Origin of the sequence: Streptomyces sp. H39-C1, assembly GCF_027158125.1 — a bacterium.
GTDB lineage: Bacteria > Actinomycetota > Actinomycetes > Streptomycetales > Streptomycetaceae > Actinacidiphila > Actinacidiphila fildesensis.
This window is the reverse complement of record NZ_JAPVLS010000040.1, coordinates 72138-84200: the sequence shown is the minus strand read 5'-3', so window position 1 is coordinate 84200 and position 12063 is coordinate 72138. Positions and strand designations below refer to the sequence as shown.

General features: G+C 73.2%; 8 protein-coding genes and 1 pseudogene. 5 read left to right on the top strand and 4 right to left on the bottom strand.

Translation table 11 applies throughout. From position 1 onward, the window contains the following. Nucleotides 1–147: 147 nt before the first annotated feature. A pseudogene (locus tag O3W51_RS25435) lies at nucleotides 148–1649 on the top strand (helicase-associated domain-containing protein); the annotation flags it as partial. A gap of 16 nt (nucleotides 1650–1665) precedes the next feature. On the opposite strand, the gene O3W51_RS25430 reads toward O3W51_RS25435, so the two are convergent. Continuing rightward, nucleotides 1666–2412, bottom strand: coding sequence for a VanZ family protein (locus O3W51_RS25430; RefSeq protein ID WP_187144920.1), 747 nt, complete (start codon nucleotides 2410–2412; stop codon nucleotides 1666–1668). A gap of 131 nt (nucleotides 2413–2543) precedes the next feature. On the opposite strand from O3W51_RS25430, the gene O3W51_RS25425 reads away from it, so the two are divergent. Further along, nucleotides 2544–4184, top strand: coding sequence for a DNA repair helicase XPB (locus O3W51_RS25425; protein WP_138358904.1), 1641 nt, complete (start codon nucleotides 2544–2546; stop codon nucleotides 4182–4184). A gap of 136 nt (nucleotides 4185–4320) precedes the next feature. On the opposite strand, the gene O3W51_RS25420 is transcribed toward O3W51_RS25425, so the two are convergent. Both O3W51_RS25420 and O3W51_RS25415 read right to left on the bottom strand, forming a co-directional pair. Beyond that, a complete protein-coding gene (locus O3W51_RS25420) occupies nucleotides 4321–5550 on the bottom strand; it encodes a glycosyltransferase 87 family protein (RefSeq protein ID WP_244809224.1) in 1230 nt (409 codons plus the stop codon). A gap of 49 nt (nucleotides 5551–5599) precedes the next feature. Continuing rightward, nucleotides 5600–5770: a hypothetical protein gene (locus O3W51_RS25415; RefSeq protein ID WP_187144921.1), complete on the bottom strand. Its 171-nt coding sequence runs from the start codon at nucleotides 5768–5770 to the stop codon at nucleotides 5600–5602. Between the two features lie 287 nt (nucleotides 5771–6057). Between O3W51_RS25415 and O3W51_RS25410 the strand changes: the two genes are divergently transcribed. The 3 genes from O3W51_RS25410 (at nucleotide 6058) to O3W51_RS25400 (ending at nucleotide 10905) form a co-directional block, all read left to right on the top strand. After that, nucleotides 6058–8199, top strand: coding sequence for a HelD family protein (locus O3W51_RS25410; protein WP_269287402.1), 2142 nt, complete (start codon nucleotides 6058–6060; stop codon nucleotides 8197–8199). Between the two features lie 116 nt (nucleotides 8200–8315). Beyond that, complete coding sequence (locus O3W51_RS25405) at nucleotides 8316–9023, top strand: response regulator transcription factor (protein ID WP_138358902.1); 708 nt, start codon at nucleotides 8316–8318, stop codon at nucleotides 9021–9023. Then, entirely contained in the window at nucleotides 9013–10905 is a 1893-nt protein-coding gene (locus O3W51_RS25400) for a sensor histidine kinase (RefSeq protein ID WP_164295833.1), read from the top strand. Before O3W51_RS25405 ends, O3W51_RS25400 begins: the two co-directional genes overlap by 11 nt. A 396-nt stretch (nucleotides 10906–11301) precedes the next feature. On the opposite strand, the gene O3W51_RS25395 is transcribed toward O3W51_RS25400, so the two are convergent. After that, nucleotides 11302–12018, bottom strand: coding sequence for a copper homeostasis protein CutC (locus O3W51_RS25395; RefSeq protein WP_138355911.1), 717 nt, complete (start codon nucleotides 12016–12018; stop codon nucleotides 11302–11304). Between the last annotated feature and the right edge of the window lie 45 nt (nucleotides 12019–12063).

Genomic DNA, 12063 nt, shown 5'->3' with positions numbered 1-12063 from the left:
TCCCTCGCGCCGGAGGTCCGGCGGCGCGTTCTGGAACTGCTCGCCGCGCTCCCCGAGGGAGCCTCCGCCGCCCCGGCGGAACTGCTCGACCGGCTGCGCTGGGACCGGCCGCTGCGCGGCGGCGCGGGGACGGACGCGCTCCGCGCGGAACTGCTCAAGGCGTGGGAGACCGGCGGCCCGCCCGTGATGCGGGCCGGCGGTGTCAGCGTCCGCGACCTGAAGCGGGTGGCGACGACGCTGGACGTGTCCGAGACGATGGCCGCGTTCTGGCTGGAACTGGCCTACGCGGCGGGCCTGCTGGCCTCGGACGGCGAGCTGGACGAGGCGTACGCGCCGACGCCCGCGTCGGACGACTGGCTCCGGCTGCCCGCGCAGGACCGCTGGACGGTGCTCGCCGCGGCCTGGCTGTCCGCCACCCGCGTCGCGGGCCTGGTCGGCAGCCGGGACTCCAAGGGCCGCGCGCTGTCCGCGCTCGGCCCCGAGCTGGACCGCTCCCTCGCGCCGGAGGTCCGGCGGCGCGTTCTGGAACTGCTCGCCGCGCTCCCCGAGGGAGCCTCCGCCGCCCCGGCGGAACTGCTCGACCGGCTGCGCTGGGACCGGCCGCTGCGCGGCGGCGCGGCACCTCCGCGAACGCGAACACGAACGTCAACGTGGACGTGAACGCGGCCACGAACGCGGCCATCACCCCCGCCGAAGCCGCGGCGGCGGCCGCTGCCGCCGCGAGCCGCCTCGCGCCGCTCCTCCCCGAGCCCCTCAACCACGTGCTGCTGCAGGCGGACCTCACCGCGGTGGCGCCCGGCCCGCTGGAGGCACCGCTCGCGGAGATGATCGGCGTGCTGGCCGACATCGAGTCCAAGGGCGGGGCGACGGTGTACCGGTTCACGCCGGAGTCCGTGCGCCGGGCGCTCGACGCGGGGCGTACGGCCGCCGACCTGCACGCGTTCCTCGCCGAGCACTCACGGACGTCCGTACCGCAGCCGCTCAGCTATCTGATCGACGACGTGGCCCGCCGGCACGGCCGACTGCGTGTCGGCGCGGCCTCCGCGTACCTGCGGTGCGACGACGACGCGCTGCTCAGCGAGCTGCTCGCGGACCGCAGGGCCTCCGGCCTCGGCCTGCGCCGCCTCGCGCCGACCGTGCTCGCCGCCCAGAGCGCGCCGGAGACGCTGCTGGAGCGGCTGCGCGCGATGGGCTTCGCGCCGGCCGCGGAATCCGCCGACGGCGATGTCGTCATCACCCGCGCCGACGCCGTCCGCACCCCGCGGCGGGCCGCGCCCACCCCCGTCACCGACGGACCGCCGGTCCCGGACGGCACACTGCTCGGCGCCGCGGTGAAGGCGATCAGGGCCGGCGACCGGGCCTCCACGGCCGTGCACCGCGAGAGCGTCCCCGCGCCCGCGGCCCGCGGCGGGCTGCCCCGTACCGCCGCGGCGGAGACCCTCGCCACGATGCAGGCCGCCGTACTGACCGGCGACTCGCTCTGGATCGGTTACGTGAACGCGGACGGCGCCGCCAGCCAGCGCGTCATCGGCCCGGTGCGTGTCGAGGGCGGCTTCGTCACCGCCTACGACCACACCGCCGACGAGGTCCGCACGTTCGCCCTGCACCGCATCACCGGCGTATCGGAACTGGCCGACGACCCGGCCTGACACCGAAAATGCCGCGTCAGGCGGCCTCGCGCTTGCGCGGGCGGCGGGCACGACCCTCGCCGTCGGACGGGTCCCGCCGCTGCCACCAGTGGTGGCGTCGCGGATGCAGGGCCCGGCCCAGCCGCCGGCCGAGCAGCAGATAACCGACCAGCGCACCCGTGGTGTTGAGGATGACGTCGTCGACGTCGAAGGCCCGGCCCTCGACGATCGCGCCCTGCGCGGCCTCGACCAGCACCATCACCAGCGCGGTCACCAGCACCACCCGCAGCAGACCCCGGGTCTTCGGGAACAGCACCGGCAGCAGGATCCCGAACGGCACGCCGAGTACCAGGTTGCCGCCGATCTGCTTCACCGTGTCGCGGAACGCCGGCTGGTCGATGTACTGGCGGATGGAGTCGCCCGGCCGCAGATTCGTGTGGATGAGCTTGACCGACGCCGGCGACGGCTGCAGCGTCAGCTTCGCCAGCACCACGGCGAAACCGACCATGAAGACGAAGGCCAGCACCATCACCAGCGCGCGCGTCAGCCCGGCGGCGAACGACCGGGGCTCGCCCGGGTGGTCGCGGGGGTCGCGGGCGGGCCGGGACACCGGCTTCGTCCGCGGCTTCGGCACCCGCTTCGCGGCCGGCTTCCGTGTGTTCTTCCCCACGGGCTTCCACGACGTGGGCTTCCACCGGGCCCCCGCCGCCTTCGACCGCGGCTTGGACGTGCGTTTCGCCTTCAGACGATCGCGGGCCGGCTGGAACAGATCCGTGCGGGTCATGCGTTCCCCCCATTCAGGTCGAGGGGGCGTCTACCCCCTGCCCGCCGTCGTACGCAGCGGGCGCCACTGCCGATGACCGGGATGCGCGACACTGGAGGCTTGCCTCCATCACGAACCGAAGGGTGTGGCACTTGAACAACGGGCCTCTCATCGTCCAGAGCGACAAGACGCTGCTCCTCGAGGTCGACCACGAGCGCGCGGACGCGTGCCGTCGCGCCATCGCCCCGTTCGCGGAGCTGGAGCGTGCCCCCGAGCACATCCACACCTACCGGCTGACCCCGCTCGGCCTGTGGAACGCGCGCGCCGCCGGGCACGACGCGGAGCAGGTCGTGGACGCGCTCGTCGCGTTCTCCCGTTACCCCGTCCCGCACGCGCTGCTCGTCGACGTCGCCGAGACGATGGACCGTTACGGCCGCCTCACCCTCAGCAAGCACCCCGTCCACGGGCTGGTCCTGACCAGCACCGACCGGCCGGTGCTGGAGGAGATCCTCCGCTCGAAGAAGGTCCAGCCGCTGGTCGGCGCCCGGCTCGACCCGGACACCGTCGTCGTGCACCCGTCGGAGCGCGGCCAGATCAAGCAGACGCTGCTGAAGCTGGGCTGGCCCGCCGAGGACCTCGCGGGCTACGTCGACGGCGAGGCGCACCCGATCGAGCTCAAGGAGGACGGCTGGGCGCTGCGCCCGTACCAGCAGCAGGCCGTCGAGGGCTTCTGGCACGGCGGCTCCGGTGTCGTGGTGCTGCCCTGTGGGGCGGGCAAGACGCTGGTCGGAGCCGGTGCCATGGCGACGGCCAAGGCGACGACGTTGATCCTCGTCACCAACACCGTCTCAGCGAGGCAGTGGAAGCACGAGCTGATCAAGCGGACCTCGCTCACCGAGGAGGAGATCGGCGAGTACAGCGGCACCCGCAAGGAGATCCGCCCGGTCACCATCGCCACGTACCAGGTGCTGACGACCAAACGGAAGGGCGTCTACGCGCACCTGGAGCTCTTCGACTCGCGCGACTGGGGCCTGATCGTCTACGACGAGGTGCACCTGCTGCCCGCGCCCGTCTTCAAGTTCACCGCCGACCTGCAGGCGCGGCGCCGGCTGGGCCTGACGGCCACCCTCGTCCGCGAGGACGGCCGCGAGTCCGACGTCTTCTCCCTCATCGGCCCGAAGCGCTTCGACGCGCCCTGGAAGGAGATCGAGGCGCAGGGCTACATCGCGCCGGCCGACTGCGTGGAGGTCCGCGTCAACCTGACCGACACGGAGCGGCTCGCCTACGCGACGGCCGAGCCGGAGGAGAAGTACCGCTACTGCGCGACGACCGCGTCGAAGCGGCGGGTCACGGAGGCGCTGGTCGCGAAGCACGCGGGCGAGCAGACGCTGGTGATCGGGCAGTACATCGACCAGCTGGACGAGCTGGGGGAGCACCTGGACGCTCCGGTGATCAAGGGCGAGACGTCGAACGCCCAGCGCGAGAAGCTTTTCGAGGCCTTTCGGCAGGGGGAGATCAGTGTGCTCGTGGTCTCCAAGGTCGCGAACTTCTCGATCGACCTGCCGGAGGCGACGGTCGCGATCCAGGTCTCCGGCACGTTCGGCTCCCGCCAGGAGGAGGCACAGCGGCTCGGCCGCGTGCTGCGGCCGAAGGCGGACGGGCACGAGGCGCGCTTCTACTCGGTGGTGGCGCGGGACACGATCGACCAGGACTTCGCGGCACACCGGCAGCGGTTCCTGGCGGAGCAGGGATATGCCTACCGGATCATGGACGCGGACGAGCTGCTGACGTAGCGGGCCGCCGGTTCGCGGTTCCGGGGGCCGGGTCCTCCGGGGCGGCGGTTCGAAATCGACTGTTCAGGGCCTGGCGGCCCACCAATAGCTCGGCAGCATTTCGAACCACCACCCCTGCGGCCCCGGCCCCCTCACGTCACAGCCCGGGGGTGGCCGCGCTGGGTCGCCCATTGGCCCGCCGCAGGCATAACGCCGTGCCGGCCAGGAAGGCCAGGCCCAGGAGCGGGTACGGGGATGCCAGGGGTTGTTGCCACCAGGGGAGGTGGAGGTCGAGGTCGCCTTGGTGGGGAGTGAGCCACATGCTGCGGCAGGCGAAGGCGGCGGCGGTCGCGAGGACCGCGGCGCGGCGCCAGGGGAGGCCGCGGGTGTGGGCTGCCAGCAGGGCGAGGAGCGGGACGCACCAGACCCAGTGGTGCGACCAGCTGATCGGGGAGACCAGGAGCGCGGTGACGGCCGCGCAGAGCACGCCCCACGCTTCGAGGCCGCGGCGGGCGGCGCACGTGGCGACGGCGAGGCCCGCGGCGGCGGTGAGCGCGGCGGCGGCCACCCAGACGAGGCCGGGGTGCTCGGTGTGCAGGAGCCGGGCGAGCAGGCCCTGGAGGGACTGGTTGTCGATGATCCAGGCCTTGCCGACGCGGTCGGTCTCGTAGAGGCGCGTGGTCCAGAAGTCGACGGAGGCGCCGGGCAGCACGGCGATGCCGAGCAGGACGGTGCCGGCGAAGGCGCAGGCCGCGGTGGTGGCCTCGCGGGTGCGCCCGGTCAGGGCGAGGTAGACGGCGAAGATCGCGGGGGTGAGCTTGATGCCTGCGGCGATCCCGACCGCGAAGCCCTTGCCGCGGGCGCCGTCGGGCCGGGACAGGTCCCACAGGACGAGGACGGCGAGCGCCAGATTGATCTGGCCGTAGACGAACGTCTGGAAGACGGGTTCCAGGCACAGGGCGCCGGCGGGCAGCGCGATCAGCGCGGCCGGGTGGCGGGCGCCGCCGGGGCGGCTCGTGCAGCGCAGCGAGAGGTGGGTCAGGGCGGCGAGCAGCCCGAGGTTGCCGAGGACGAAGCCGCCGCGCAGAGCGCCGAGTGGCAGCCAGGTGGTGGGCACGAAGAGCAGCGCCGCGAAGGGCGGGTAGGTGGCCGGGAGGTTCCACCGGGTGACGCGGAAGCCGTAGAGGTCCTGGCCGGAGGCGACGGCGGCGCCTTCGGCGCGGTAGACGAGCATGTCCGCCATCGGGACCGGATACGTCGAGAAGAAGAGCGCGTATCCGGCGAGGGCCAGCGCGAGGGCCAGCAGGGCTGCCAGGACGAGCAGCAGGCGGCGGGACAGGGCGCGTACGGAGGGTGGCGCCGGGTGCACCTCGCTGAGAGCGGTCACCGCCGCGACGTTAGTGGACCGCCGGGTGGGGGCCGTGCTCCGTCCTGGGTCAGCGGTGCTTGCCCTCGCTGCCCAGGAGGACGACCTCGACGGCGGTCTGCGCGAAGACGCGGACGGCTCGCAGGGTGCTTCCCAGCAGGTGGCGGGGGTGCTCGTGGTGGGTGCCGAGGGCGGTGCTGCCGGCGGCGGAGGGGCCTGGGGTGAAGGTTTCTGTGGTCATGTCCCTACGGTAGGAAATCCGCCGTTTGCAGTACATCGGGCGGAAGTCTGAAGTCTCCCGTGTCACGTACGCCTCTGGGTTGACGTCCGTCCCCTAGGGCGCCCCCGGGGTGAACCCTGAGGGCCCCCGGGGTGCCGCTCCGGTTGCGGGAAAAGCATTCGCGGTGCGGCGGGCGGGAGCGTAAGATCCACCGTCTTGCCGCCTCCCGATGGGAGCGCCGCCGGCCGGACGGAAACCGGTCGGCTTCTCTCTTCTTCCCTGCGTACGCACAAGCCGGAGGCAATGCCGTGCCCCTGCACGACCCCGACCACGCCCAGGACGCGAACCCGCTCCGGGCCGAACAGACCCACCTCGCCGAATCCCGTTCCGCGCTGACCGCGATGCGCGCCGACGTGGAAGCGCTGGACATCTCCGATGTCACCGGCAACTGGGTCAACGCCAAGATCCTCGCCGCCGAGATCGACAACCGGATCAAGGCCCTCGCCGACCTCTCGCACACCCCGCTGTTCTTCGGCCGGCTGGACTACCTGCACGCCCCCGGCGTCGAAATGGGGAGGGGCAGCGCGAAGCGCTCCGATGGAAGGGTGGTGGCGGGAGACGGGCGGGCCGAGGGCGCCGAGGGCGAGCAGTTCTACATCGGCCGCCGCCATGTGCACGACGCCCACGGCGACCCGATGGTCATCGACTGGCGGGCGCCGGTCTCGCAGCCCTTCTACCGGGCCTCGCGCGTCGAGCCGATGGACGTCCGGCTGCGCCGGCGGTTCGGCTACACCGGCGGCGAACTGACCGCGTACGAGGACGAGCACCTCACCGACCCCGCCGAGGCCAGCACCTCCAGCAAGCTGCTGCAGACCGAGATCGAACGGCCGCGCGTCGGCCCGATGCGGGACATCGTCGCCACCATCCAGCCGGAGCAGGACGAGATCGTCCGCGCCGGCATCGGCGGCACCGTCTGTGTGCAGGGCGCCCCCGGCACCGGGAAGACCGCCGTGGGCCTGCACCGTGTCGCGTACCTGCTGTACGCGCACCGCGAGCGGCTCGCCCGCACCGGCACCCTCGTCATCGGGCCCAACAAGTCCTTCCTGCAGTACATCGAGCAGGTGCTGCCGGCCCTGGGCGAGCTGCAGGTCAAGCAGGCGACGGTCGACGACCTGGTCGCGCACGTCACGGTGCGCGGCACGGACCCGGCGGAGCGCGCCCGGATCAAGGGCGACGCCCGGATGGCGGAGGTGCTGCGGCGCGCGGTGCGCAGCGGCATCCGGATGCCGAAGGAGCCGATCGTCGTGGTGCGCGGTTCGCGGCGCTGGCGGGTCCCCGCGTACGAACTCGAAGAGCTGGTGCGGGAGCTGATGGAGCGTGACATCCGGTACGGCGCCGCCCACGAGGCACTGCCGCAGCGGATCGCGCACAACATCCTCGTCCGCATGGAGGAGTCCGGGGAGGCGCCGGACGACCGCGTCCAGGACGCGGTGGCCCGCAATCCTGCCGTCAAGGCCGCGGTGAAGGAGGTCTGGCCGAAGGCCGACCCGGCGAAGACGGTGCTGCGGCTGCTGTCCGACGCCGCGTTCCTCGCGGAGTGCGCCGACGGGATCCTGACGCCGGAGGAGCAGGCGACGCTGCTGTGGGAGAAGCCGCCCCGCAGCCTCGCCTCGGCGAAGTGGTCCCCGGCCGACACGGTGCTGATCGACGAGACGCTCGACCTCGTACAGCGCACCCACTCGCTCGGCCACGTGGTGCTCGATGAAGCCCAGGACCTGTCCCCCATGCAGTACCGGGCGGTCGGACGGCGCTGCTCCACCGGTTCCGCGACGGTGCTCGGCGACATCGCGCAGGGCACCACGCCGTGGGCGACCGCCAGCTGGGAGGAAGCCCTCACGCACCTGGGCAAGCCGGGCGCCCCGGTCGAGGAGCTGACCCGCGGCTTCCGTGTGCCGCGCGGCGTGATCGCCTACGCGTCCCTGCTGCTGCCCACGATCGCCCCCGGGCTGGCCCCGGCCACCTCGGTCCGTGAGTCGCCCGGCGACCTCGTGATCCGCCGGACGGGCGCGGAGGAGCTGGACGCGGCCGTTCTCGCGGCCTGCCACGACGCCCTCGCGTACGAGGGCTCCATCGGCCTCATCGCCGCCGACGAGCGCATCGCGGCGCTCGCCGCCGCCCTGGAGTCGGCCGGCCTGCCGTACCTCGCCCCCGGCGAGGAGACCTCGGCGCAGGCCCGGCTCACCCTGGTCCCGGCGACGCTCGCGAAGGGCCTGGAGTACGACTACGTGGTGCTCGACGAGCCCGCCGCCATCGTCTCGGGCGAGCCGGACGAGCGCACCGGGCTGCGCCGCCTCTACGTCGCCCTCACCCGGGCCGTCTCCGGCCTCGCGGTGCTCCACGCGAAGCCGCTGCCGGAGGAGCTGGCCGCTGGGGGCACCTCCCAGCGGTAGCTGGGGGACGAACTAGGCATCCGGCCGGCCTCCACCCTGACCAGCAGATATGAAGAAGTTGTCAGGTCGCGGTCGCGATCGTGTTCGGGCCGCTCGATGCGCTTACGCTCGCCCTCATGTGCGCACACGTGCTGGTGGCCGAGGACGACGAGAAACAGGCCGAGCTGGTCCGCCGCTATCTGCTGCGGGAGGGCCACACGGTCACCGTCGTCCACGACGGGCGCGCCGCCATCGAGGAGGCGCGCCGCCGGGAGCCGGACCTGCTCGTGCTCGACATCCAGATGCCGAGGGTCGACGGGCTGGACGTGGCCCGCGTCCTGCGGGCCGAGTCCGACCTGCCGATCCTGATGCTCACCGCCCGCTCCACCGAGGACGATCTGCTGCTCGGCCTCGACCTGGGCGCCGACGACTACATGACCAAGCCGTACAGCCCCCGCGAGCTGATGGCCCGGATCCGCACCCTGCTGCGGCGCAGCGGCGCCCGCAAGCCGGATGCCACCTCCGACGCCGTACTGCGCGTCGGCGGGCTCACCGTGGACCCGGCGCGGCACGAGGTGACCGTCGACGGCAGACCCGCCGACTGCACCCCCGGCGAGTTCCACATCCTCGCGGCCCTGGCCGCGCTGCCGGGCCGGGTCTTCAGCCGGGCCCAACTCCTGGACCACGTCCACGGGTTCGACCGGTACATCACCACCAGGACGGTGGACGTGCACGTCATGAACCTCCGCAAGAAGATAGAACCGGACCCCCGCCGGCCGCGCTATCTGGTGACGGTCTTCGGCGTCGGCTACAAGCTGACGGACGGCGGGCACGATGGCCCGTGAACCCCGGCCGGCCCGCGGCAAGGTCCCGTTCCGCAGGAGCCTGCTCGGCCGGCTGCTGTTCTCCTTCGTCCTGGTCGCGACCTGTTCGGTCGCCGCCACCACCTGGCTGGCCGTCCAGACGACCTCCGGTTCCATCCAGCAGGAGCAGAGCCGCTATCTGGCCAACGACGCCCTGATCTACGGCAAGCTCGCCGAGTACGCGGCCACCCACGCCAACTGGGACGGCATCGCGCCCACCGTCCGCCAGCTGGCCGCCACCACCCAGCGCCGTATCGCCGTCACCACCCAGGACCGGCGGCCGGTCGCCGACTCCGCACCGGCCGGCTCCCCGCTCCCGCAGACCCAGTCGGCGGCCCTCGACCCGCTGCACGTCGACGCCACCATGGTCCCCGGCGCCACCGCGGGCGACATCGACCCGCGCGCCGTCGGCCCGTTCCGGCTGCTCCCCGCGGAACGCAAGCAGCTGCACGACCTCGCCCGGCGCAGCGTCTCCTGCCTCGCCGACTACATGATCGCCGGCGAGATCGCCGACGGCCCCAGCGGCCGCCCGCACATCAAGGTCGTCGGCGGCGACCCCTCCGACGTGCTGGACGAGTCCTGCAACGGCAGCAGGCTCGCCGCCCCCACCGCCACCGAGAGCTCCGCCCTCGCCGACCTCAACTCCCGTCTCAAGAAGTGCCTCACCACCGAGAACCTGCCACTCCTCGAACTCAACCCCGACCTCACCTGGGGCCGGACGGGCGCCGCAGCTGCCCAGGGGCCCACCCCCGTCCCGACGCCCAGCGCCGTCCGGACGCCCCGGGCCGTTCCGGCCCCCGCCGTCCGCGACCCCAAGGGCGGCGGCATCACCGAACGCAAGACCGCCGACTGCGTCGACACCGCGCGCCGCGACCAGCTCCGCGAATTCGTCGCCCCCGCCGCGTACCTCTTCGTCACGGACCCGAGCGGCGCCACCACCCCCGGCTTCGCCCTCTCCCGCTCCAACACCCTGCGCGTCGCCGGCGTCGCGGCCCTCGTCCTCGCCCTCGCCGCCGCCGTCACCCTCCTGCTCGCCGCCCGCCTCATCCGCCCGCTGCGCGCCCTCACCGACGCCGCCCAGCGCATGCGGGACGGCGACGACTCGGCGCGCGTCACCGTCGCCACCGGCGACGAGATCGGCCGGCTCTCCGCCGCCTTCAACGACATGTCCCAGGAACGCCAGCGCCTCGCCGAACAGCGCAAGGCCATGGTCAGCGACGTCGCCCATGAACTGCGCACCCCGGTCAGCAACATCCGCGGCTGGCTCGAAGCGGTGGAGGACGGCATCGCGGAACCCGACGACGCCCTCAACTCCTCGCTCCTCGAAGAGGCGCTCCAGCTCCAGCACATCATCGACGACCTCCAGGACCTGGCCGCCGCCGACGCCGGGACGCTCCGCGTCCACCCCGAAGCGGTGCGCCTCGGCGACATCCTGGAACAGGTCGCCGCGGCCCACCGCGCCCGCGCCGCCTCGGCCGGCGTCGCCCTCACCGTCACCCCCGGCGACCTCGGCCTCCAGGCCGACCCGGTACGCCTCCGCCAGGCGGTCGGCAACCTCGTCTCGAACGCCATCCGCCACACCCCGCCGGGCGGCAGCGTCTCCCTGCGGGGCTACACCGACGACGACCGCATCGTGATCGACATCACCGACACCGGCACCGGCATCGCCCCCGACGACCTCCCCCACGTCTTCGACCGCTTCTGGCGCGCCGAGAAATCCCGCAACCGCCAAACGGGAGGCAGCGGCCTGGGCCTGGCCATCGTCCGCCAACTGGCCGAATCCCACGGCGGCACCGCGACAGTCGCCTCCGCCGGCCGAGGCCACGGCTCAACGTTCAGCCTCCGGCTGGGCGGCGGGGCCTGAAGCCCGGCCCCCACCGCACCGTTGCGCCTGCGGCGAGCCGCGCCGCCTCCGGCGCGGGTGCGGTTACATCGCCCCCACCGCACCGTTCCGCCTGCGGCGAGCTGTCCCCGCCCTCCCCCAACCTTCGGCCGGGGGTGCCCCCCACTGCCGTCACAAATGCACGTCACCGACACGCGGCTACCCGCGGACCGTTGCGCCTGCAGCCGGGGCATCCCTACCTGAGCGGGTGGCACAGGGTCGAGCGGGGGCTCGGGCTGGAACGCGAGGTGCCCGGGGCCGGAGGGGTGGGGGTTCGAAATGCTGCCGGGCTATTTGTGGGCCGCCAGGCCCTAAATAGTCGATTTCGAACCGCCGCCCCGCAGGACCCGGGCACCGGAACCAAAAAACCAACCCCGCCTAACCCACCGGCACCGGCGCATCCAGCAACGCCCGCCACTCCCTCATCGCACCCACGTCCACAGGGGAAGCCCAGCCCGCAGGGCGAACCGCCCCGCCGACGTGGAACGCGTCGATCCCCGCCGCCCGCAACGCCGGCAGATGCTCCCGGTTCAACCCGCCCCCCACCAGAATCCGCGGCTCGTACCCCGGCTCCGGCTCCGGCTCCGCCGCCGTCCGGGCCGCCTCGGCGACCAGCACCGCGAGGCCGTCGTCGACGCCCTTGGGTGACCCGGCCGTCAGATACGTGTCCAGCCCCGGCAGCCCCGCCAGCTGCAATCGCACCGCGTCGCGGTCCGCCGCGCGGTCGATGGCGCGGTGGAACGTCCACCGGCACCCGTCGATGACGTCGGCGATCGCGTAGACCGCCTCGAGGTCGGCCCCGCCGCGCCCGTCGAGGAAGCCGAGGACGAACTCGTCCGCACCCTCGCGGCGCAGCCCCTCGGCCGCCGCGCAGAGCGCGTCGATGTCGCCGGCGCCGAAGCCGTCGGAGAGCCGCAGCATGACGCGCAGCGGGATGTGCACGGCGGCACGGATGGCGGCGAAGGTCTCGCGGGACGGGGTGAGGCCGTCCGCGGCCATGTCGGTGACCAGCTCGAGGCGGTCGGCGCCGCCGGTCTGGGCCGCTACGGCGTCATCGACGCCGAGGGCGATCACCTCGAAAATTGGTCTAGACATATGACCAAGAGTGCCACAATCGTCACCCCCGCGCGAGCCCTCAGG